This window comes from Acinetobacter sp. YH12086, from assembly GCF_013419345.1.
GTDB classification, from domain to species: Bacteria; Pseudomonadota; Gammaproteobacteria; order Pseudomonadales; family Moraxellaceae; genus Acinetobacter; species Acinetobacter amyesii.
In genome coordinates this window covers 549,581-573,811 of sequence record NZ_VPAF01000001.1, presented here as the reverse complement: position 1 = coordinate 573,811, position 24,231 = coordinate 549,581, and the positions used below count along the sequence as shown (strand labels likewise).

At 39.5% G+C, this 24,231-nt stretch carries 20 protein-coding genes and 1 pseudogene; 10 read left to right on the top strand and 11 right to left on the bottom strand.

Going from position 1 to position 24,231, the window contains the following annotated elements; translation table 11 throughout:
- Window positions 1-109: 109 nt before the first annotated feature.
- The 9 genes from FTU29_RS02785 to FTU29_RS02745 all read right to left on the bottom strand — a co-directional run bounded on the left by FTU29_RS02785 (window position 110) and on the right by FTU29_RS02745 (window position 10,614).
- Complete coding sequence (locus FTU29_RS02785) at window positions 110-559, bottom strand: MaoC family dehydratase (protein ID WP_180115588.1); 450 nt, start codon at window positions 557-559, stop codon at window positions 110-112.
- Window positions 537-2,411, bottom strand: a complete 1,875-nt coding sequence (locus tag FTU29_RS02780) for an ABC transporter ATP-binding protein (protein WP_180120223.1) — start codon at window positions 2,409-2,411, stop codon at window positions 537-539. Before FTU29_RS02780 ends, FTU29_RS02785 begins: the two co-directional genes overlap by 23 nt.
- 95 nt (window positions 2,412-2,506) lie before the next feature.
- Window positions 2,507-3,790, bottom strand: coding sequence for a GGDEF domain-containing protein (locus FTU29_RS02775; RefSeq protein ID WP_257226884.1), 1,284 nt, complete (start codon window positions 3,788-3,790; stop codon window positions 2,507-2,509).
- Between the two features lie 315 nt (window positions 3,791-4,105).
- A complete protein-coding gene (locus tag FTU29_RS02770) occupies window positions 4,106-5,362 on the bottom strand; it encodes a mechanosensitive ion channel family protein (RefSeq protein ID WP_180120221.1) in 1,257 nt (418 codons plus the stop codon).
- A gap of 241 nt (window positions 5,363-5,603) precedes the next feature.
- Window positions 5,604-6,140 carry a DUF2058 domain-containing protein gene (locus FTU29_RS02765; protein WP_180120219.1) on the bottom strand — a complete coding sequence of 179 codons (537 nt, stop codon included), beginning with the start codon at window positions 6,138-6,140 and terminating at the stop codon, window positions 5,604-5,606.
- A gap of 12 nt (window positions 6,141-6,152) precedes the next feature.
- Window positions 6,153-6,827, bottom strand: a complete 675-nt coding sequence (locus FTU29_RS02760) for a YoaK family protein (protein ID WP_180102054.1) — start codon at window positions 6,825-6,827, stop codon at window positions 6,153-6,155.
- 34 nt (window positions 6,828-6,861) lie between these two features.
- Window positions 6,862-8,055 (bottom strand): serine/threonine transporter SstT, encoded by a 1,194-nt coding sequence (gene sstT / locus FTU29_RS02755; protein WP_180120217.1) that lies wholly within the window; start codon window positions 8,053-8,055, stop codon window positions 6,862-6,864.
- 204 nt (window positions 8,056-8,259) lie between these two features.
- Window positions 8,260-9,996 (bottom strand): SulP family inorganic anion transporter, encoded by a 1,737-nt coding sequence (locus tag FTU29_RS02750; RefSeq protein WP_180120215.1) that lies wholly within the window; start codon window positions 9,994-9,996, stop codon window positions 8,260-8,262.
- Between the two features lie 300 nt (window positions 9,997-10,296).
- Window positions 10,297-10,614 carry a helix-turn-helix transcriptional regulator gene (locus tag FTU29_RS02745; RefSeq protein ID WP_078193801.1) on the bottom strand — a complete coding sequence of 106 codons (318 nt, stop codon included), beginning with the start codon at window positions 10,612-10,614 and terminating at the stop codon, window positions 10,297-10,299.
- A 282-nt stretch (window positions 10,615-10,896) separates the two neighbouring features.
- Here FTU29_RS02745 and cysK point away from each other — a divergent pair, with 282 nt between their 5' ends.
- The 5 genes and pseudogenes from cysK to FTU29_RS02725 all read left to right on the top strand — a co-directional run bounded on the left by cysK (window position 10,897) and on the right by FTU29_RS02725 (window position 15,819).
- On the top strand, window positions 10,897-11,895 hold the full coding sequence (gene cysK / locus FTU29_RS02740) for a cysteine synthase A (RefSeq protein WP_111884368.1): 999 nt from the start codon (window positions 10,897-10,899) through the stop codon (window positions 11,893-11,895).
- A 569-nt stretch (window positions 11,896-12,464) separates the two neighbouring features.
- Window positions 12,465-12,626 (top strand): annotated as a pseudogene (locus FTU29_RS17625) (cation transporter); the annotation flags it as partial.
- A gap of 72 nt (window positions 12,627-12,698) precedes the next feature.
- The gene (locus tag FTU29_RS02735; RefSeq protein WP_373423561.1) at window positions 12,699-15,137 is read left to right on the top strand and encodes a copper-translocating P-type ATPase; all 2,439 of its coding nucleotides are present in this window, start codon (window positions 12,699-12,701) and stop codon (window positions 15,135-15,137) included.
- Window position 15,138: 1 nt separating this feature from the next.
- On the top strand, window positions 15,139-15,558 hold the full coding sequence (cueR, locus tag FTU29_RS02730) for a Cu(I)-responsive transcriptional regulator (protein WP_180120212.1): 420 nt from the start codon (window positions 15,139-15,141) through the stop codon (window positions 15,556-15,558).
- Window positions 15,559-15,624: 66 nt separating this feature from the next.
- Complete coding sequence (locus FTU29_RS02725) at window positions 15,625-15,819, top strand: heavy-metal-associated domain-containing protein (protein ID WP_078190942.1); 195 nt, start codon at window positions 15,625-15,627, stop codon at window positions 15,817-15,819.
- Between the two features lie 66 nt (window positions 15,820-15,885).
- On the opposite strand, the gene FTU29_RS02720 is transcribed toward FTU29_RS02725, so the two are convergent.
- Complete coding sequence (locus FTU29_RS02720; RefSeq protein ID WP_180120210.1) at window positions 15,886-16,491, bottom strand: TetR/AcrR family transcriptional regulator; 606 nt, start codon at window positions 16,489-16,491, stop codon at window positions 15,886-15,888.
- A gap of 605 nt (window positions 16,492-17,096) precedes the next feature.
- Here FTU29_RS02720 and FTU29_RS02715 point away from each other — a divergent pair.
- The 4 genes from FTU29_RS02715 to FTU29_RS02700 all read left to right on the top strand — a co-directional run bounded on the left by FTU29_RS02715 (window position 17,097) and on the right by FTU29_RS02700 (window position 22,320).
- Window positions 17,097-18,875 carry an acyl-CoA dehydrogenase C-terminal domain-containing protein gene (locus FTU29_RS02715; protein ID WP_180011711.1) on the top strand — a complete coding sequence of 593 codons (1,779 nt, stop codon included), beginning with the start codon at window positions 17,097-17,099 and terminating at the stop codon, window positions 18,873-18,875.
- Window positions 18,876-18,976: 101 nt separating this feature from the next.
- Window positions 18,977-20,146: a thiolase family protein gene (locus tag FTU29_RS02710; protein WP_180120208.1), complete on the top strand. Its 1,170-nt coding sequence runs from the start codon at window positions 18,977-18,979 to the stop codon at window positions 20,144-20,146.
- 133 nt (window positions 20,147-20,279) lie between these two features.
- Window positions 20,280-21,779 carry a succinate CoA transferase gene (locus tag FTU29_RS02705; RefSeq protein WP_171319206.1) on the top strand — a complete coding sequence of 500 codons (1,500 nt, stop codon included), beginning with the start codon at window positions 20,280-20,282 and terminating at the stop codon, window positions 21,777-21,779.
- Window positions 21,780-22,002: 223 nt separating this feature from the next.
- Complete coding sequence (locus FTU29_RS02700) at window positions 22,003-22,320, top strand: hypothetical protein (RefSeq protein ID WP_372491152.1); 318 nt, start codon at window positions 22,003-22,005, stop codon at window positions 22,318-22,320.
- 90 nt (window positions 22,321-22,410) lie between these two features.
- Here the strand turns inward: FTU29_RS02700 and FTU29_RS02695 are convergent, their stop codons facing one another.
- The gene (locus tag FTU29_RS02695; protein WP_180041495.1) at window positions 22,411-23,112 is read right to left on the bottom strand and encodes an HAD family phosphatase; all 702 of its coding nucleotides are present in this window, start codon (window positions 23,110-23,112) and stop codon (window positions 22,411-22,413) included.
- A gap of 190 nt (window positions 23,113-23,302) precedes the next feature.
- Between FTU29_RS02695 and FTU29_RS02690 the strand changes: the two genes are divergently transcribed.
- On the top strand, window positions 23,303-24,196 hold the full coding sequence (locus FTU29_RS02690) for a LysR substrate-binding domain-containing protein (RefSeq protein ID WP_078190935.1): 894 nt from the start codon (window positions 23,303-23,305) through the stop codon (window positions 24,194-24,196).
- Window positions 24,197-24,231: the final 35 nt, after the last annotated feature.

The following is a 24,231-nucleotide window of genomic DNA, read 5'->3' as shown; positions in this document are numbered from 1 at the left end:
TATATTGGCATGATTCTGTGTTGTATCCCACAAAAATTGTTGGACAAACTGACTAGGCTCAATTATTTATAGCGGCCTACCTTAGCGTTGTAAAGTAGGCCGTTAAGGATTAATTCGATTTAAAATCTTTGGAAAAGACCACAATTTTGGTCGTAGACATATAAAGAACGTCATTGTGCTGATTGAGCGCTTGAGTAACATAGGTCACAATGCCGCGGTCTGTCTTACTTTTCGACGGAGTAATTGCAGATATTTCAACTTCTACACGAATTTTATCCCCCGGACGTGTTGGGCGCGGCCAACGCAGACTTGATTCAGAGCCAATTAAGCCATAAGCCACAGGGAAACATTCAGTCCATAAGCGCATTGTTACAGCAGCAGTATGCCAACCACTTGCCGCTAGCCCTTGAAAGATCGGGTGCTGTTGGGCTTTGACTTCATCTGTATGAAATTCCTGAGGATCATAAGCGTTGGCAAATTGCTTGATTTCTTCAACGGTCATTTCATATTCACGACTGCTAAAGTGATCACCAACTTTAAGGTCTTCCAGATACAGCATTTTCATCTTCCTTTGATTCTACTTTATGTTGTTCTATTAAAAATCCACCGGTTTGACGCTGCCACAAGTGTGCATAAATACCATTCAAAGCAACAAGCTCTTCGTGGGTGCCTTGCTCAGCAATACGTCCTTGATCCAAGACAATCAAGCGATCCATTTGCGCAATTGTTGACAGTCGATGCGCAATGGCAATCACAGTTTTGCCTTGCATCAAATCATCTAAACTCGATTGAATCGCAGCTTCGACTTCTGAATCGAGCGCACTTGTGGCTTCATCTAAAATTAAAATCGGTGCGTCTTTTAAAAATACTCGAGCAATCGCAATACGTTGACGCTGACCGCCAGATAATTTAACACCACGTTCACCGACAAATGCGTCATAGCCACGTTGACCACGTAAATCGATCAATTGAGAAATGAATTCATCAGCTTTCGCTTTGCGTACTGCATCATACATTTCTTCATCGGTCGCATTCGGACGGCCATATTTAATATTTTCTTCAACCGTGCGATGCAATAACGAGGTGTCTTGGGTCACCAAAGCAATATTTTTTCTCAAGCTATCTTGGGTAATATCTTCTATATTTTGGCCATCAATCGAAATACGACCATGGTTGATATCGTAAAAGTGGAGTAAAAGTTGAATTAATGTCGATTTTCCGGCACCTGAACGCCCGACTATACCGATTTTTTCACCTGGTCGAATGGTTAAATTAAATTGATTGATGACCTTTTTATCATTATAAGCAAAACTGACATCTTCAAATTTAATTTCGCCTTGCTGTACTTTTAGGTCGGTTGCATCAGCTTTATCTTGAATATGAATTGGGCGGCCCATGGTTTTCATCCCATCTTGAATAGTCCCGACATTTTCAAATAGGGCAGATGTTTGCCACATCATAAACTCGGAAATACTACTGAGTTTTAAAATCATGGCGGTCGCTGCTGCAATGACCCCAAGCTCAGCTTGACCATCCATCCAGAGCCAAACGGCTGTTCCAAGTACGCCACCATATAAAACAATGATCAGCAAATTCGTCGCGATGTTGTATTTTGCAGCAAGTCGCATTTGCTTATACACCGTCACCATAAATTCTTTCATTGAGGCTTTGGCATATTGGCTTTCACGGCCTGCATGGGCAAACAATTTCACCGTTTGAATATTGGTGTAGGCATCGGTGACACGACCAGTCATTACTGCGCGTGCATTGGCTTGTTCATTTGAAATTTTGCTTAATTTTGGGATGAAATAGCATGCAGAACCAATAAATAAAGCCAGCCAAAGTAATAACGGAATAATTAACAGTGGCGATATAGCACCTAAAATCACGGTGATAGAAATCAGGTAAATGAAGACATAGGCCAACATGTCACCAAGAATAATCCAAAACTCACGTACAGCCAGTGAAGTTTGCATAACCTTGGCAGATAAACGGCCTGCAAAATCGTTATGGAAGAAATCTAAACTTTGTTTCAATAATAAGTTATGAAATCTCCAACGTAGGCGCATTGGAAAGGTACTGTATAAAATCTGATGTTTAATAATCGTTTGAAGGCAAGAAAAGAAGATATTTGCCAATAAAATAAAGCTCAAAATGGTCAGATTGGTCTGGTGCTGCTGTAAAAAGGTTTCAGGTTGAGACTTACTGATCCAATTGACTAAATCGCCAATTTTGGAATAAAGCAATGCTTCAAAACTCGCTACACCAGCTGTACAGAGTACCAATAACAATAGGTATTTTTTTACGCCAGTCGCAGCTTGCCATACAAAGGGGAAAAATTTTGTCGGCAATGGTTTATTCAAGTCCTGTTCAGGATAAGCGTCAACTAAATTTTCAAACCATTTAAGCATGCAGATAACCTGAGAATTTTGCTGTAATTAATCTTTCTTTCTTCAGCTCTGAGTGTAATGGATTCGCTGTTTTTTCTCCATTTTGATTTGTTTATTTACTTAAAAGCTTGGCTGCAAAAGTTCATAGAATTAAAATGTACAACCCGATTACGACCTTGGCGTTTTGCTTCGTATAGAGCAATATCGGCCTGTTTAATTAACTGATCAAGTTTGGCGTGGTTAGGGTCAATTTTGGAAACACCAATGGAGATCGAAAATTTCACCAATAGACCATCCATATGAAACTGATGTTGTTCCATTTTATGTCTTAACCGTTCAGCAATTTTTAATGCATCTTCTGGGACGGTATAAGGCAAAAGTACAATAAATTCTTCACCCCCGAAACGCGCCAATATATCGTAAAAACGCATTTCTTTCCGTGCAATTTCAGCAATTTGGCATAACACTTGATCGCCGACATCATGTCCGTATTGATCATTAATCGCTTTAAAATGATCGACATCAAAAATCAAAAGACTGGTACAGACCGTCATCGGGGTTTCTTGGATTTTTTTATTGGCGGCATGTACAAATTGGCGACGATTGCTTAACTGGGTCAATTCATCCGTATGGGCAATTTTGCGCAGGGTATGAAAGTTCCAGTCATCTAGCAGCGCTCTTAGAAACGTTTTACGAGAGTTGAGCGTAGAGTTCCAGCAGATATACATACTGAACAGCAGCACAGGAACGTACACCAATAAAAATATTGTAAAATCACCAAAATCATTAATGCGCCATGCGCCAAAAAGGATCGCTGCCGTGATCATGGCTGAGGTCATAATCGAAGGGCGAAAATGCACATGAATACTTAAATTACCCAATACAATCAAAATAACGGCAGCATATTGATAACTATGCACCAGTTCATTTTGCGACTGAAGTAATATCTCAAACCAGAGTATCGCTGAAAGGCAAGTGGCGAGTGGCAAAATCAAATCGAGCAATTTAATCTGTTTGATATATTTAAACAGAATATAATTCAGACTAAATGCACCAATAATGGCAATGATACGAATTACACCTGAAAGCGTTTCTACGTCAGGCAGAACATAGCGATCTGCCCAAAAATAGATTAAAAATGCCAATTGAGCGAAATAGTTAACTTGCTTTAAATAGTCTTTCTGGTTGTAGTACAAAAATTTGTAATAAGCATTTTTAAACTGTGCCGGAATACGTGCAATCGGGTCAGATAAAGCACGCTCAATACGGATACGACTCTCTAAGTCACATGCTTCTGCCTGTATGAGCGTATGTTTGGCAGAAGTGCGATTCATCGATTCTATGAGTAATTGTGATTCGTTTTTAACTGATTTCCGAGAAGGTTGATTGGGGCCTTCCATGATCAAGTTCCTATTTTAGAAGCGTTTTTATGCAACTGTTAACAAAGAGTATCTAAAAATGTCTACATTTGTATAGTATTTGTTCTTATTTTTTAATTATATTTAGTTGTTTCTGATGAATTATATTTTTAAGGAATTGAGCGATTAGCGCATTTATCTGATTCGCTTTTATTCCTTGTATCGCATGATCTAAAGTAATTGCGGAAGTAGAGGGGGGTAACCGATAGCCCCCATGTATATTCAAAAGCCATTGTGACTTTTTTAATTTGCAGAATTTCTCCTTTGAATATACATGGGGAGAGGAAAGTTTAGCTCTTAACTTTTATCGGCATTTGGTTGAACGAGGGCTTTAAAATCGGCACTAGAAGGGGCTTGATAGATTTTAAGTCCAAACTCAGGTGTGATTGCGATCAGATGGTCAAAGATATCCGATTGAATCGCTTCATAATCTTTCCATGCAATGGTTTTACTAAAAGCATAAATCTCTAAAGGAATGCCTTCACTCGTGGGTTGTAACTGACGCACCAAAATCGTTTGGTGTTGGGCAATGCCTGAATGCTGTTGTAAGTAGAATTCTACATAGGCACGAAAGGTCCCAAGATTGGTTAAACGGCGCTGATTATATTGCGACTGATTTGAAAGTTGCTGATTAAACTGAGCAAGCTCTTCATGCTTATGGTCAAGATATTGATCTAATAATAAAAATTCTTTGAGTTTGTTTTGCTCATCCTGAGTCATGAAATGAATAGAGCTTTGATCGATATAAAGCGAGCGTTTGATGCGGCGCACACCTGACTGTGCCATACCACGCCAGTTTTTAAAGGTGTCAGTCACCAGTTTATTGGTTGGAATCGTGGTAAAGGTCTTATCAAAGTTCTGTACAGTAATGGTATGTAATGACATATCAATGACATCGCCATCCGCATTGAGCGAGGGCATTTCAATCCAGTCACCAATTCGCACCATATCATAAGAAGAAATTTGTACCGAAGCGACCAGTGACAAAATGGTATTTTGGAAGACCAACATCAGTACAGCCGCCATAGCACCGAAGCCTGCGAGTAATGTAAATACATCTTTTTTCAGAAAAGTACCTAAGATCATTAGGCCACAAACCAAAAAGATGATCAATTTGACCAACTGCAAATAGCCTTTAATCGGTTTGTTTCTAGATTTTGGATTACGTTGGTAAATCAGATTAAAAATATTCAGTAATTCAGAAATTGCCAAAGCAATGGTCAAGAAGATAAAAGCCTGACAAGCCATCTGCACGATTGAAGTAAATTTCACAGATAAATGTGGGACTGTAGTTATGCCATTTAAGATCACAATTGCTGGAACAATGTTGGCAAAGCGTTTAATCACACTATGTTCTGACAAAATTTGACTATGGCTAAAGGCCATTTTAGACACGAGCTTACGAATACCACGCACCACAATTTGCTTGGCGATAAAATTTGCAATAATGGCAAAAACAATAATGAGACTGAGCGAAGTCAGCATTTCTAGCCAAGGGTATTGATCTGACCAATCTTGAATATTTTTAATGAACTGAATTTTTTCCAAAATCATCCTACTCTTATTGATGTAAATGAAAGGGTTAATGATCAAACTATTGTAATTATGATGATTATATAAGCAATTTTATACTCGTAAACTTTACGGAGTTACGACATGTATAGTCCATAATGTTACTTATTGGGTGCTAAGAAATGATTTTTTGAAGGTATAACCTAATTGATGAACTAAAATAGATAAATGTTGAGCTAAAAAAAGCCCCCTAATTAGGAGCTTCATTAGCGATATGAAATGCTTACCACATTAAATCATCAGGAATTACATAAGCTGCATATGGATCTTCTTCATCCGTGGTTTGCTCATTCGCTTCAGAATTATTCACAATAATAAAGCCTTCCATTTTCGCATTAATACGGTCGGCTAATTCTTTTGGTAAAAAAGCATAGTTGCTATTTTCCCGTGCAATAACAAGACTACCCGCAACAAGGGCATTATAAATTTGCTGATTGATATAAAGCTTTTTGATTTTGGCATCATCGATAAATTGATAGGTCGATTCGCCATCGGTATCACGAATTTTATGCTGATTAATCATTTGCATGATGGCAGCTTTTAATTCTTTTTCTTGCAAAACTGCTTTACGATCTTGCTCTAAAGCATGATCTTTGGCCATTTTCTGCTGCTGATCTTGCTCAATTTTCGCCTTGATTTCAGCATCTTTACTTTCACCAGTACGTTTTTCATGTACGGCTTGTTTTGACAATTTCTTTGCCTTTTTATTATCGACCAGACCTGCTTTAAGCAGTTGCGCCTGTAATGCATTTTTAACCATAGTACGTTCCAACTAATCGTGTATATGTCGATAATGAAAATAGATGATCCAATATACCGCGCTCATGATTAAACTGAGTGCGGCAGGAATCAAGAATGCGTTTAATTTTAAATAAGGATAAAGCCAACTGGCAAGTATGCCACCGACGATAAATCCCGCCAAAATTAATAAATGTAAGACCACACGTTTCGACTCAACCGGAAGTCCACGGGCTTTATAACCCAAAGCCAAACCTAAGTCCGTCAAAACACCAGAAAGGTGTGTGGTACGAATAATGGTACCTTTATAGTGGCTAACCATTGCATTTTGTACACCCATCGCCACACATGCCCAAAGCAAAGCGTAACGTGGAAAATAGGGCAATAGTAGCCAACACAGGACAATAAAAAAAGCCACCAAGCTTAATGGGACGCCATAACGTCTGGTTAAGCTAAAGTGACTATTTCCAAGAATAAGCCCACTATAAAATGAGCCAATCACATAACAGAGCAAGACTAAAATCAAATAAATAATCGTATTTGGCTGCCATGCAATGAAGGCCATGGCTAACATACTGACATTACCGGTCATGTGAGATACTGACTGGTGCAAGATGGTCACCAGTCCAAGTACATTAATCATTCCTGCATTCACTGCGAGGAAAAAAGCACCCAGTTGTATCCAAAGCGGTAAAGTCTGTAAAGGCATGGCCTCGCCTTAAAAAGTATCCAATATCAGGATATTATCTTAAACCACGGTCTACTGCAGCTGTAAATAATACGTCAGTCGAAGAGTTTAAAGCGGTTTCAGTTGAATCTTGAAGTACGCTAATAACCATACCAATGGCTACAACTTGCATCGCGATATCGCTTGAAATACCAAACAGGCCACAAGCCACTGGAATAAGTAATAATGAACCACCAGCCACACCTGAAGCACCACATGCAGAAACGGTAGCAACGACTGATAAAATCAACATAGTGGTGAAATCAACCGAAATACCTAAAGTATTCACTGTTGCTAAGGTAAGTACAGTAATTGTCACTGATGCGCCTGCCATGTTAATTGCAGCGCCAAGCGGAATCGCAACACTTGCAGTAGATTCAGGGACACCAAGACGCTTCGCAAGGTCAAGGTTTACAGGAATGTTTGCAGCAGAACTACGCGTAAAGAATGCAGTGATACCACTTTCACGTAAACATTGGAAAACCAATGGGAACGGATTTGAGCGAGTCATAAATGCCACCATTAGTGGGTTAATGACCAAAGCTACAAAGAACATGGTACCGAGTAATACCGCAAGTAAGTGCGCATAACTAACAAGCGTTTTTAGACCTGAGTCGGCAAATGTAACAGCAACCAAACCGAAGATACCAATAGGTGCAAAGTTAATCACTAAACGGATCACTTTATTCACTGCATCAGCAGCGTCAGATAAAAAGACTTTGGTGTTCTCTGATGCATGACGAAATGCAATACCTAAGGCAACAGCCCAAGCCAAAATACCAATGAAATTTGCTTCAGAAATTGCTGTAACAGGGTTTGCGACAAAACTTAATAATAAGTTTTTCAATATTTCAGCAAGACTGCCTGGCGGCACAAGGTTTTCTGCAGCAACATCAAGAATTAATGTACTAGGGAATAAAAGGCTTGCTACTACTGAACTTAAAGCAGCAAGGAACATACCAATAGCGTACATCAATATAATTGGTTTAATATATGCATTACTGCTACCCACTTTGAAATTTGCAATGGATGACAGCACAAGTACAAAGACCAGTATCGGTGCTACGGATTTCAATGCCTTAATGAATAAATCACCAAGCAAACTTAAATAGGGTGCAACGCCTGGAGCAACAACAGCAACCAATACACCTAAAATAATGGCGATAATAATTCGGGTTACTAAACTCAAGCGTGTAAATGCTGAAAACATAGGAGAGCCTTGTCAGAATTACAATGACAAAATGATGAAAATTAGCCCTGTATTTTATACGAAAATGTCGCATGCTTAAAAAATAATTTAATTTAAAAATAAACCTTTGTTTTTTATAATATATTTTTGTGTATTAAAATGTAAACCCTTCAAAACTCACTGTTTATCAAATTCGAATTGATTAAACAGTGAGCTAATAGGCCTTTAAATTTGGTACTCAGAACTAGCTGTCGCAAGCTCTGTAACGGCTTGATAGTGGGTGAGAAAAATTTGACCACTTAAATGCGTGAGTAGTTTTGAGTGCTGCAATTTGTCCATGACAGGGCCTTTGACCTCGGAAAAATGCAGTCGAATATCTAATTTTGATAATTCAGCATTTAAATCTTCCAACATTTCTAAGGCACTGAGGTCAATTGAACTGACGCTTGAGCAGTTGATAACAACATGTTCTAGGTCAATATTTTCACTGACTTCATTGATCAAGAAACCTTTAAGCGTATTGGCATTTAAAAACGAGATATTTTCATCTATACGGAGCGAGAGTATATGTGGTGCGGTATAGACATGATGGCGCTGTACATTGCGGAAGTGCTGTGTGCCCTCAACCAAGCCGATCACCGCGATATGTGGACGACTGATGCGCCATAACAACAGAATAAAGGTAGAAATAATGCCAATAATGAGACCTGTAGAAATATCGATACACACCACACCGAAAAAGGTTACCCACATCGCTATACCATCAGCTTTTGAATAACGCCATGTATCCACAAAAGGTTTAAAGTCGACTAATTTCCAAATAGAAACAATAATTGTGGCCGCCAAGATCACTAAAGGTAAGTCTTGGAAAAACCCAGTGAAGTAGAGACTGACAACGATAATCAGCAATGACGACAACACACCTGCCATCGGGGTTTTTGCACCTGCATCTGCATTAACCACTGTACGAGATAAGCTACCCGTCACTGGAAAGGCAGAGCTAACCCCAGCGCTTAGATTGGCTAAACCTAGAGCGACCAACTCTTGGTTACTGTTGAGTTGGCTTCGTTGTTGTAAGGCAGTGGCTTGGGCAATAGACAGTGACTCAACAAAACTGATCATGGCAATCATTGTTGCACCGGGCAGTAAGGTTTGTACCAGTTCCCAGTTCCAATGTGGAAAGCTTAAGGGTGGAAATCCTGAAGGAATTTCACCGACGGTTTTAATGCCGACATTTTGCAGGTCAAATAACATCACCGATGCAATCGAGATCACCACTAGTATCAATGGAAGTGCTTTACTTAGAAAGGCTGTAGAGCCGAATCTAGATTGGATCGATTGAGTGGCCAATATTTTCGGCACATAGATTAAAAACAGTATGGCCAGCACACCAAAGATGAGTGAAGCAAAGTGAGTTAAACTCAGGTATTCCCACAGACTTAAAACAAACTCAGGGATGTTATTGGCTTTTAGCGGGACATCGACGAGAAACTTAAACTGACCCAGTGCAATGAGCAGAGCCGAAGCAATAATGAAGCTTTTAATGACAGGATGACTGATCAACTGAATTAAAAAACCAAAACGTAGTACACCTAGCATCAGAGAAATCAGTCCGACCATTAAGGCCAAAAGTGTAGCTGCTTCAATATAAACAGGCGAACCAACTTCAAATAGCGGATTGAGCGTGGCGAAAGTCATCATCGAAATGATTGCCACAGGGCCAATCGATAAGGTTGAGCTTCCACCAATGAGTGCGTAGACAATCATCGGTAAAATACTGGCATATAAACCCATGATTGGGGGTAAACCTGCCAGCATGGAATACGCCATACCTTGAGGGACTAACATGGCAATCACGATCAGCGAAGCAAGTACATCAGATTTAAATTTCACGGGGCTGTAGTGCTGTAACCACTGCCAAGCTGGAAATTTCTGTAAGAAATGAGGTTTTAAATCTGACATAAACTTATCTAAATCACAATTTCATATATATTATGCATAAAAAATGCTAAGAAGTCTTGTGCAATAAATTTGACCGTACAATATTGCAGTACATTTGTGGGATATATAAGAAACCATCATTCTAAATGAATTAATGAAAAGTATGAGCTGATTTAAAGCTTTGGATATTCGAAATAGATATAGATATTTTGAAGAAGTATTGCGGTAAATTAAGGTATTGAATTGCTGTCCATTGCGATAATTCATCTATAGTGGTGCAAGAACAGCATGTCTGGCTTGAAATTTTAAAATAACTGAATGTTATTTATAAGATTGGTTGCAATACAATTGGTAAAGAGTATTGAGAACTTGAACTAAATTTGCATCTTTAATTGAATAATAAATTTGCTTACCATCACGACGCGTAGTCACAACATCACTTTTACGTAACATCATCAGTTGTTGTGAGAGGGTTGGCTGTTTAATATCAGTGATTTCTTCAATCTGAGACACATTCAATTCTTGCTGTGCTAGATGACATAAAATTAGTAGACGATCCGTATTTGCCAGCGACTTTAAAACGCCCACGACTAATTCGGCAGAATCACGCATAGTAGTGATTTCCAGATCGGTATTCATTGGATATGTCCATACGATTAACAACAGCTCAAGTATACGGATATCACGGCTTAATACATTGAATAAATAAGACAATTTCTATGGTTTTTTATGAAATCAAATATCATTAATTTTTATAAGTTTAAATTTAGTTAATCAGTTAAATTTATTGCTTGATTTTAGTGCAAGCTTTCACAAAATGCACATAAATATAAGACATTAGCTTAAAAAATCATGCACACTTTGAAAATAATTGTATCATCTAAAGATCGTATTCAATAAATACACAAGGGATAAATGGTCATGACAACAGATTCAGCTTTTCCAGCAACGAGTAATTTAGGTATCGCAGTTTATAGTAATAACGCTGAAGCGATTGGTAATACACCTTTAGTTCGTATTAATCGTGCGATTCAGTCAGAAGCAACGGTCTTGGCGAAAGTAGAAAGCCGTAACCCAGCATTTTCAGTGAAATGTCGTGTAGGTGCAGCTCTCATTGCTGATGCAGAAGAAAAAGGTTTATTAAAACCGGGTATGCATATTGTAGAACCTACAAGTGGTAATACAGGGATTGCTTTGGCATTTGTTGCAGCTGCGAAAGGTTATGCAATTACATTAACCATGCCAGCAAGTATGAGTATTGAACGCCGTAAGGTGTTGAAGTCTTTTGGTGCAAATCTCGTATTGACTGAACCTGCTAAAGGCATGAAAGGTGCGGTCGAAGAAGCACAGCGCCTCGTTGCCGAACATCCTGAAACGTATTATTTACCACAACAGTTTGAAAACCCTGCAAACCCTAAAATTCATGAATTGACCACTGGCCCAGAAATTTGGGAAGCGACCGGTGGTAAAGTGGATATTTTAGTTTCAGGTGTAGGTACAGGCGGTACGATTTCAGGCATTTCAAGCTATTTTGAAAAAGTGAAAAATCAGCCGCTTTATTCTGTTGCGGTAGAACCGGCTGAATCTCCGATTATTGCCCAAGCGAAAAAAGGCGAAACACTGACTCCTGGGCCACATAAAATTCAGGGGATTGGCGCTAACTTTATTCCGGGTAACTTAGATCTAGACCTTGTTGATGAAGTGATCGGTATTGAAAGTGCTGAAGCAATTGAGTGGGCGCGTAAAACGGCTACTCATGACGGTATTTTAGTGGGTATCTCTAGTGGCGCGGCAATGGCAGCTGCGGCAAAACTTGCTGCACGTCCTGAGAATGCAGGCAAAACCATTGTGGTCATTTTACCGGATGGTGGTGAACGTTATCTTTCTTCAGTTTTATTTGAAGATATTAGTGCTGACTAATAATTCTGACATGAAAAAAAGCCCGTTCAATTGAATGGGCTTTTTTATTGATGATTTCGTTATTTATAAGTATCTTAAGCCGGGTCTTGATCATCGTTTTTGGGATTTTGTTGTTTTATTTTTCGTTTAGGCGGTTCATGTCCTAACTTTCGAGCGATGTATTTAAACAGGAAGCCTAAGAGTATGCATATCGTGACAGCAGGGATAACCACTTGAGTGAGCCAAACATCAATATGATCTAGACTCCAACTTAAAATTAAAAATAAAAAAGCACACAAATATGCGCAGTTAAAGCAAATGTTCGACAGTTTGTACATGCGAAAGAGAGTAATTCGTTTGGTGGTCACGAATCTTTATCTTACTGAATAATGAGGAAATGTGTAGTTTTAATATCAGAAAAATAAACTAATTGAATAATCATTATTCAATATTATTGATTATGTTTTTAAATCTTCGCAATTTTATACCTTAAAGAAAAGCCTTGCTGTGAGTCAGAAAAACTTGACCTTCCCATTGTGGTAAAGTTTAAGCTATAGCCTAAAACAAGCACATATGATTGGGATGTTGCCATGACAGATTCGACAGAACACAAACTTTTTGATGGCACACTTGCTATTGAAGGGATGACCTGTGCTTCTTGTGTGGCACGGGTGGAAAAAGCCTTAAAAAAAGTCGATGGCATCACTGATGCTCAAGTGAATTTAGCCACTGAAACAGCACATGTTCAGAGTGATAAAAATGTGGATTATTCTGCTGTAATTCAGGCCGTTGAAAAGGCAGGTTTTGGTGTTGCACAGAAGCAGATTGAGCTTGAAATTGAAGGGATGACTTGCGCATCGTGTGTTGCACGTGTTGAAAAAGCATTAAAGACAGTTCCAGAAGTCATCGATGCAAAAGTGAATTTGGCAACTGAAAAAGCCACGATTACGGCATTGGCATCTGTTGAAAATTCTGCATTGGCGAAGTCTGTAGAAAAAGCAGGTTTTCATATTGCACAGCCCAATATTGAATTAAATATTGATGGAATGACCTGTGCTTCATGTGTGGCACGGGTTGAAAAAGCCTTAAACGCTGTAGACGGTGTCAATAAAGCAACGGTAAATTTAGCCAGTGAAAAAGCCTTTGTTCAGGCTCCCGCTTCAAAAACACAAGAATTGATCGCGGCAGTTAAAAAAGCGGGATACAGTGCTAGCATTGCTACGCAGCAACAACCGACAATGGCAGAAAAAAAAGCCGACGAAGCTCGGTTACTCAAACGTGATTTAATCATCGCATTGGTACTCGCTGTTCCTGTTTTTATCTTGGAGATGGGATCACACATGATTCCAGCTTTTCATCATTTTATTGCGCATAATTTAGGGACACAAAATAGTTGGTATATTCAGTTTATATTAACCACTTTGGTGTTAATCCTACCCGGAAGACGCTTTTATCAGCACGGCATACCAGCACTTGCGCGACTTGCCCCGGATATGAATTCTTTGGTCGCAGTCGGGACTTTATCTGCTTATAGTTTTTCTTGTGTTGCAACATTTGCTCCGCAATTATTACCGCAAGGTACGGTTCATGTGTACTTTGAAGCAGCCGCAGTAATTGTGGCGTTGATTCTTTTGGGTCGTTTTATGGAGGCGAAAGCCAAAGGTAAAACATCGCAAGCCATTCAATACTTAGTCGGCATGCAACCCAAAACAGCACGTGTAGAGCAATCTGGAAGCTATATAGATTTGCCGATTAGTGATGTTGAAACAGGTATGTTGATTGAAATACGGCCTGGTGAACGTTGCCCAGTTGATGGTGCTGTAGTGTCTGGGAACAGTTATATTGATGAATCCATGATCAGTGGCGAGCCAATTCCTGTCGAGAAAAAAGCCGGTGATCAAGTTGTCGGTGGAACGATTAACCAAAATGGGGCCTTGAAAATACAAGCCACTGCGGTAGGTCAAGATACTGTTTTGGCACAAATTATCCATATGGTTGAACAGGCTCAGGGTTCAAAATTACCGATTCAAGCTTTGGTGGATAAAGTCACGTTATGGTTTGTACCGGTGGTAATGGCGTTGGCGTTGATCACCTTTTTAGTTTGGTATGTAGTTGGACCTGAACCGAGTTTAACCTATGCCTTAGTCAATGCTGTAGCAGTACTGATCATCGCATGTCCATGTGCAATGGGTTTGGCAACACCAACGTCTATTATGGTCGGTACAGGGCGAGCTGCAGAGCTTGGAGTATTGTTCCGTAAAGGTGAAGCCTTACAACAACTCAAAAATACTCAAGTGGTTGCAGTCGATAAAACAGGGACATTGACGGAAGGTAAACCGAAACTGACAGATTTTGAAGTCACTGAAGATTTTGATAAAGATCGCGTATTTCAGTTATTGGCCTCTGTAGAGCATAAATCTGAGCATCCGATCGCCTATGCCATTGTACAAGCTGCGAAAGAGATGCAAGTGCAACTTTTAGAGGTTGAGCATTTTGATTCCGTGACTGGTGCAGGGATTCAGGCGGTTGTTGAAGGACAAAGCATTTATATCGGTGCAGATCATTTGATGCATAAACTTGGTTTAGATACACAAATCTTTTCATCACTGGCAGAATGCATGGGCAATGAAGGGAAGACCCCGCTCTATGTATCGATTGATCAACAGCTTGCTGGCATTGTTGCTGTAGCCGACCCGATCAAAGCTACAACCTTTACAGCCATTCAAGCTTTGCATGATTTAGGGCTGAAAGTGGCCATGATTACAGGTGATAACCGACATACTGCCACTGCCATAGCACGACAGTTGAAGATTGATCATGTGATCGCTGAAGTAATGCCAGACCAAAAAGTGCAATCTGTACAACAGTTGAAAAAAGAACATGGTGTTGTTTGTTTTGTGGGCGATGGTATTAATGATGCGCCTGCACTTGCTCAAGCAGATGTGGGCATGGCGATTGGTACAGGGACAGATGTGGCGATAGAGGCCGCGGACGTTGTGCTTATGTCGGGTAATTTACAAATGGTGCCGACAGCAATCGCACTGAGCACAGCGACGATGAATAATATTCGCCAAAACCTATTTTGGGCATTTATTTACAATGCAGCATTGATTCCTGTCGCTGCAGGTGTGTTATATCCATTCTTTGGCATATTGCTTTCACCTATGTTCGCAGCTGGTGCAATGGCACTTTCATCGGTGTTTGTTGTGTCAAATGCCTTGCGTTTAAAAGCATTTAAAGGGCCAGTTTTTCAGGAGTCTTGAGATGAATATTGGACAAGCAGCGAAAGCATCGGGCATTTCTGCAAAAATGATCCGCTATTATGAATCGATTGGGCTGTTAAATAATGCGCAGCGCACCGATGCCGGCTATCGAGTTTACTCGGAAGCCGATATTAAAACCTTGAGTTTCTTAAGACATGCGCGTGATTTAGGTTTTTCTTCTGAACAAATGAAAGATTTACTTGGGCTTTGGAAAAATCAAAGTCGGCAAAGTGTAGAAGTTAAAGCATTGGCGTTAAAACATATCCAGACCTTAAATCAAAAAATCGCAGACTTACAGGCCATGGTTGAGATCTTGCAACAATCTGTAGATGGCTGTGCCGGTAATGATCAAGCCGATTGTACGATTTTAAAGCAAATCGAAACGGGCATGGCTGAGTGCTGCCATACAGCAAAGATTTAAATCCGCTTGACCTTACAATCGTGGCAAGGTTTATAGTGTTGTTATTAGAAAAGAAGGATGAATATCATGAAATTTCGTATTGATAATATGACATGCGGTGGTTGTGCCCGTAGCGTAACAGCAACGATTAAAGACTTAGACGAAAATGCAACGGTCACTATTGATGTAGCTACAAAATTAGTTGACGTTGAATCTAGTGCCAGTGCAGAGCAATTGATTAGCGCTTTAACCGAAGATGGCTTCCCACCTGTGATTGCATAACCTAGATATTGTTTAATGAATAAAAAAGCCGAACAATTGTTCGGCTTTTTTATTTATAAATCAATTCTATACGGCTGAAATTTTATCTGGCGTCATCAGCGCCTGATTAATATATAGCTTGATTAAGCGTTCACGTGAACCGATTGATTTTTGATAATGCGTTGAATTGAGGAGTAGGGATGCACCATAAGTGACCGTCCAAATATAAGATAAATAATCACGTATCGACATTGCGCTTTCAAGTGATTTTAGATAATCACTGGTCATATCCTTAATTTCAATAATACGTTCTTCACGAACATGATAGAGCTCTTCAAATAACTCTTTTAATTTACGTTCATTATTGGTTAAGCGTTCTTCAATGACATGTAATAATATAGTTCTATTAGAATTCAACATATTATAAAGCATATATTGTGAAACATAAGTTTTAATATCATGATTATATTTTTTTGAAATTTCTAATAATCTTTTTTCATTTAAAATAATCAGTTCTAAATATAATTGGTTTTTACTTTTAAAATGTTTATAAATCGTGCCTTTGGCAATATCTAGTTCACAAGCTAACTCACTTAAGGTGATGTCTTGATTATTATCTAATAGCAGGGTTTCTGCCATGGCTAAAATTTTTTCCTTGCGAAGGATAAAATTTTGTTGGCGTACTGAACTCATGATAACTGTTCCATAAACATCTTGAGGGTGAACAAGCCTAGCTTAAGCTAAATCTTGTGAATCTTACATTCCACTATGGTCTCAAATATTACATAAATTGGTTTAAAAATAAACACATTAGTAGAGTGCGTAAAACATATAGAATTCATAGCATAAAATTAATGTCAATAAAACTGAACCCTTGAGGTCATTTTTTTGAAATAAAATTCCATTTTTATTTTTTTTAATTTATTGTCTTTTCGCTTTTACAACAAAAGCAGCATTTAACAAAACGGTCTTGGTTGTTATGTTATTAATACAACCTAAATTAAACATGATTATAGGTACTATTATGTTTGGTTTTAATCAATTACCAATTATAAATTTATTCAATTCAATAAATTTATTTAATTGTAATAAAATAATGCTGCTCAAAATATCAGGTGGTTATTTTCCACTTGTCGGTAAAAACACATTATCTATATCCATTTTAGATATCTATCTGAAAAAACAGATCTTTAAAAAATCCACACAAAATTGATTTGATGATTTTGTGCGGGAGCGTGCAACTTTAAAAAAGTACTTTGTCAAAGACGCTGACAAAGCCTGTAGAAAAGGAAAGTACAATGCCAATATACAATGCGCCGTTAAAGGACATGGACTTCATCTTAAATGATGTATTCAATGCAGATGAGTTCTGGCAGTCAAATGAAAACTTAGCTCATATTGATATGGCGACTGCAAATGCCATTTTAGAAGAAATGGCTAAGTTTTCTAAAAACGTTATTCTAGACTTGAACCGTACTGCAGATGAAGAAGGTGGTGCGCAGTTTAGTAATGGTGTTGTTACTACGCCTACAGGGTTTAAAGACGCTTTTAAACAATTCGCCGAAGGTGGTTGGGTTGGTTTAGGCGCTTCTGAAGAATGGGGCGGCCAAAACATGCCGAAAATGTTGACGGTACTTGCTGACGAAATGATTTGGAGTACCAATCCATCATTTATGTTGTATCCACTACTGACTGTGGGTGCAGGTATGGCGATTAATGACCGTGCTTCGCAAGAGCAAAAAGAAACCTATCTTCCAAAATTTTATACGGGTGAATGGTCAGGCACTATGTGTTTAACTGAACCACATTCAGGGACTGATTTGGGGATCATTAAAACCAAAGCAGAGCCGAATGAAGATGGTTCATTTAACATTACAGGCACTAAAATTTTCATCACCAGTGGTGAACATGATCTGTGTGAAAACATCATCCATCTTGTGTTAGCAAAAACGCCAAATGCACCTGCGGGTTCACGTGGTATTTCATTGTTTATCGTTCCAAAATTCCATGTCAATGCCGATGGCTCAGTCGGTGAACGTAATGCCGTATCAGCGGGTTCAATTGAACACAAGATGGGTATTAAAGGTTCTGCAACGTGTGTTATGAACTTTGATGGTGCCAAAGGTTATATCGTTGGTAAAGAAAACGAAGGTCTTGCGGCGATGTTTGTCATGATGAACTACGAACGTTTATCGATGGGTATCCAAGGGATTGGCGCTGCAGAATTTGCTTACCAAAATGCTGCACAGTATGCGACTGATCGTCTACAAGGTCGTTCTGCGACAGGTGTGAAATCTCCTGAAAAACCAGCAGACTCTATTTTAGTACATGGTGATGTACGTCGTATGTTGTTGAATGTACGCGCCAACAACGAAGCATCTCGTGCATTTGCTGTGTATGTTGGTCAGCAACTGGATATTACAAAATATTCAACTGACGAAGCTGCTGTGAAAAAAGCCAATGACCGCGTGGCTTTATTGACACCTATTGCAAAAGCCTACCTAACAGATACAGCCCTACAAGCTACTTTAGAAGCGCAAATGTGCTTTGGTGGTCATGGCTATATCCGTGAATGGGGTATGGAGCAATGCATTCGTGACTTACGTATTTCACAGATTTACGAAGGCACAAATGGCGTACAAGCGATTGATTTAATTGGACGCAAAACCACGAAATGTAATGGTGCATTTATTGCCGAATACATTGCTGAAATTCGTGACTTTGCTGCAACCATGGCTGATTCAAAAGTTAAATCTGCAGCATTGCAAGTTTCTGACGAAGTTGAAGCATTAACGCAATTCATTATTGAACAATCTAAGACCACCCCAGACTTTAGCAGTTCGGTGGCAGTCGATTACCTGCACGCTGTTGGTTTACTCAGCTTTGTGTATATGTTTGCGCGTATTAGCAAAGCTGCGGCTGCAAAACCAGAGAGCTTCTTCCAAAACAAACTGGTACTCGCAGATTTCTATGTTGAGAAAGTTCTACCTGACCTTGCTGCCCGTGCTCAACGCATTAAAGCAGGTTCTGAACTTATCATGCAGCTATCTGAAGAATACTTCACCGCTCAATCTTAAGGTTTCATCGAAACCACTGTGAAAAACATTAAGATGGAAAATCTGAGGAACCAGTCATGGTTCCTTGGGGTTAAAAGATTTAAAACAGGATGAAATAAGAAATGATTGTAATTGTAGATGGCGTACGTACAGCGATGGGTGGTTTTCAGGGTTCACTTTCATCTTGTACAGCCCCAGACTTAGGTGCTGCAGCGATTCAGGCTGTTGTTGAACGTGCAGGTTTAAAACCTACAGATATTGACGAAGTTATTTTTGGCTGTGTATTACCGGCTGGTCTTAAACAAGGTCCTGCACGCCAAGCAATGCGTCAAGCAGGTTTACCAGATACAACAGGTGCCACCACGATTAATAAAATCTGTGGTTCAGGCATGAAGGCGGTGATGCAAGCAGCCGATGCGATTAAAGCTGGTTCTGCCAATATTGTGGTTGCTGGTGGTATGGAGTCGATGTCAAATGCGCCGTATTTACTTGAAAAAGCGCGTTCAGGCTATCGTATGGGTCATGGTAAAACCACAGATCACATGTTCCAAGAAGGCTTAGAAGATGCTGAGACAGGTTTATCGATGGGTATTCTGGCACAAGATATGGCAGATAAAAAAGGCTATACCCGTGAACAGCAAGATGCTTTTGCCATCAACTCACTCAATAAAGCCGTTGCAGCGATTCAAGGCGGTTTCTTCAAAAATGAAATCGTACCAGTTACTGTTAAAAGCCGTAAAGGTGACGTCGTTGTTGACACAGATGAACAGCCATTAAGTGCTAAGCCTGAAAAAATCCCAACACTGCGTCCTGCATTCAAAAAAGACGGCACGATCACAGCTGCCAATGCCAGCTCAATTTCTGACGGTGCATCTGCTTTGGTGGTTACATCAGAAGAAACGGCTCAAGCACGTGGTTTAAAACCACTAGCAAAAGTCGTTGCTTATGCTACAAATTCACAGCATCCGTCAGAGTTCACGATTGCTCCAGTCGGTGCTATTGAGAAAGTGCTTGCACAAGCCGGTTGGGATGCACAAGAGGTTGACCTGTGGGAAGTCAATGAAGCATTTGCTATGGTTACAATGCTGGCGATTGATGGATTTAACTTAGATGAAGCAAAAGTGAACATTCATGGTGGTGCTTGCTCACTTGGTCACCCACTAGGTTCATCTGGTTCACGTATTATTGTGACGCTGATTCATGCCTTAAAACGCACTGGCGGTAAAAAAGGTGTCGCAGCACTGTGTATTGGTGGCGGTGAAGCAACTGCAATTGCGGTTGAACTGATTTAATTTGCCTCAATTTATATAAGTAAGCTTTTAGATAAGTACGTTTTTAGATAAGCAATAACAAACGCTATCTCAGTTCGCTGGGATGGCGAAAAAAGATGTTTATTTTGAGATATTTATTTTTTGAGATTTAATTATGAATGGTTTAGATCGCATTCGCTTACTCTCCCTTCGCGACAAAGTAATGTCTGCTGAAAAAGCGATTGAGTTAATTCAAGATGGTTCAGTGGTTGGTTTAAGTGGTTTTGGTGGTGCAGGTGAGGCAAAGACGGTTCCATTGGCACTTGCAGATCATGCAGTTTCACATCCTCTTCGTATCACGTTGGCAACGGGTGCTAGTTTAGGAAATAGTATCGATGGTCGCCTCAATGCGGCGCATGCGATAGAACGTCGTTATCCGTATCAGGCAGATCCTGGTTTACGTAAAGCCATTAACGCTGGCGAGGTCATGTATATTGACCAACACTTGTCTGAAATGGCCGATAATATTCGTCATCATAATTTACCGCGCATTAATGTGGCCGTTATTGCAGCGACTGCAATTACAGAAGATGGTCAAGTTATTCCGACAGGTTCATGTGGTAACTCAGCCAATTTCATTGAAATGGCAGATCATGTGATTATTGAAATTGATAATACGATTAACCCAGTGCTCGAAGGTGTACATGATATTTATGTGCCGAAAGCGCGACCAAACCGTGGGCCAATTCCACTGACTCAGGTCGGTGAACGTATCGGTACGATTGGGATCAATGTCAGCCCCGATAAGATTTCAGCTATTGTGTTGAATGATCTGCCAGATACCCAGTTTAAAATGGATGAACCTGATGCTGAAACCCTAGCGATTGCTCAGCATCTGATTGATTTCTTTGAAGGTGAAGTAGCAGCAGGGCGTTTGCCTGAAAATTTAGGGCCGCTACAGTCAGGTGTGGGTTCGATTGCCAATGCTGTATTTGCTGGTTTTGAGCATTCTAATTTCCATGATTTGGAAATGTATTCAGAAGTACTACAAGACTGTACTTTCCAGCTAATTGATTCTGGAAAAATGAAATTTGCCTCAGGCTGTTCAATGACGTTATCTGAGCCTTGTGCACAGCACGTGATGAACAATTTTGATCAGTACAAAGACAAAATTGTGTTACGTCCACAAGAGCTATCCAATAACCCTGAAATCATTCGACGTTTAGGCATTATTGCGATTAATACGGCGCTTGAGTTTGATATTTACGGAAACGTAAATTCGACCCATGTGACGGGTACGAAAATGATGAACGGTATTGGCGGTTCAGGAGACTTTACTCGTCATGCGCACATTGCCATTTTCGTAACCAAGTCGATTGCAAAAGGTGGTGCGATTTCATCTGTGGTGCCAATGGTGAGTCATACCGACCATACTGACCACGACGTTGACATCGTGGTTACAGAGCAGGGCTTGGCAGATTTACGTGGTCTTTCACCACGTGAGCGTGCACGTAAAGTCATTGAAATCTGTGCACATCCAGATTATCGCGCAGCATTGTTGAGCTACTTTGAACGCGCATGTGAGCTTGGTGGTCAAACGCCGCATATTTTAAAAGAGGCTTTGTCTTGGCATGCCACTTTTGAAGAAACCGGTTCAATGCGTCAAATCGTATAAATCTAAAGATTGAAAATATTTAAATAAGCCCACGATCAAGTGGGCTTATTTATTATGAAAGACTACAAATGTTTCAAAACATGACAAAAGAAAAACAGCAGGACTTGGTTTGCAACTTTTGCACAACATGAACGGTCTTAAGTTCTCTTCAAGGCTTTCTATAATGCAAAACTCATTGACAAAGAAGGTCAGTATTTTGAAAAAGATTCAATTATTTTCTGCGATGTTGTTCGCAGTTCTCCTCACTGCATGTAAACAAAGTCCAGCGCCTGATTATGCTGGAACATGGCAAAATACCGCAGTAGATCCGCAACTTGAAAATGCGCTGATTATTAGTAAAAATGGTGAAAACTATTTCATTACCAATACTTTAAAAGATAAAAAAAGTGGTAAATCTGAAAAGAAAAATCCTGTACCTGCGTCTGTTGCTGAATCTGGGTTACTGGCTGTAAACTCTGGGACAGGTGCTGTTGAATTTGCGATTGACGAAAAAACGGGAAATTTAGTCGGGTCTGGATCCATTTATAAAAAAGTAAAATAGATCAATTATCTATTGATGCAAAAATATCAAAAGCAGCCCAATTTAGAGGCTGCTTTTTTAACTTTAAAGCGAATGTTTATTTGCTTTAACTCAGTTCAGAACCGAAGAGAAATCATGGATAAAATAATCCGCTTTATTTTTGATTTGCTCAATTTCGTGCTCTGAATATGCGTCATACACCGCAACCACTTCAATGCCTGCTGCATTTGCAGCTTCTACACCAATGAGTGAATCTTCAAAAATTAAACATTCTTCAGGTCGAACTGCAAAATGTTCAATCGCCTGTAAATAGACTTCAGGATGCGGCTTAATATTTTTGACACTTTCACGGGTCAGGATCAGATCAAAGCTATTTTCAAAATGCAGCATTGGATAGATGTTAATATTTTTTTGATATCGATAAATATTTTGCAGGCTGGTCGTGGTGGTAATTGCCACCTGAATGCCTTGCTGAATGAGCTGTTGAACAAATAACGCTGCATGTGGTTTAAGCAAGATGATATGTTCTAAAAAATGCTGTGAAATGGCATATCGTTGCTGTTTGATTTGATCTGCTGTGTGTTGTTCAATCTTATAAGTATCTTTTAGATAGTTACAGTACATTAAGTAAGGGTCTGGTGTATTTTTAAATAATTGCAGCTGAATGTCACGTTCACGTTGAATTAAACCCAGTTGGATGGTTTGTCCAGTTAACTGTTGAATCAAATCTGCGTCGACCTGATTCCACACGCCAACAGAGTCGATAAGTGTGCCATCTAAATCAAAACAAACCAGTTTTTTTCCTTGAAGCATGTTGATATCCAAATTCGTGCTGGGTCTATTATGCGGACTGATTGGAGTGTTGAAAAGCCAAATGCAACTGAGCAGGCTAAACTGGCGTTTCATCTGCAATAAAAGTAATATTTCGTTATTGGCTTTTTGTATAATTCAGCAGATGATGCACAGTATAACTTGCAATATTTAATTAGGAACTAAATCTTTCGTGTTTGAATTGGACTGTAAACTTCTTAGCATTTTTTTTCATGTTTATAAGTACAAAAATGTGTCACAAGCTGCTGAACACTTGCAGATGAGTCAGCCTACAGTCAGTAATATTTTAAATAAAATACGACAGCATTATAACGACCCCTTATTTTTACGTATCGGTAATGAAATGGTGCCTACGGAGTTATCGCGTCAATTATTTCCTTTAGTCAGCGAAGCCTTGAGTAAAGTCGAAGCCATTAATAATTTTACGATTAATTTTGATCAAGCCATTTCAGATCAACAATTTACTTTGGCCATGACCGATGTTTCGCATTTGGTTTTATTGCCTAAAATCAGCCAATATCTAAAAAAACACGCGCCACAAATACGTCTGAATGTACGCCCGATTACCACTGAAACCAGTTATCAAATGGCGAATGGTGAAATTGATTTAGCATTGGGGTTTTTACCGCATTTGGAAAGCGGCTTTTATCAACAAAAATTGTTTGAGCAATATTATGTGGTGATTGCAGCTAAGGATCATCCACGATTAACGGGTGACACCATTACAACTGAGCAATATTTATCAGAGTCGCATATTGATATTGATGCTGGGATGGGGCACTACCATATTGAAAATGAGTTGCTTAACCTTGATTTAAAACGTGATATTTTGATGCGATTACCTAGTTATTTAGGTGTGGGCTTGGTTGTGCAAGATACTGATGCGATTGCAACTGTGCCGTACTACTTGAGTGAAGTATTGCTTTCGCGCGGCAACTTAAAAATATTTGACGCACCGATTGCATTTCCAACCTATGGCGTGAAGCAATATTGGCATATGTCCTGCCATCATAAAACCAGCCATCAATGGCTACGTCATATGTTCCATGAAATCTTAGTGAAGTAAAAAAATACCATTAAAAGATCTCATGCAGAAAATTG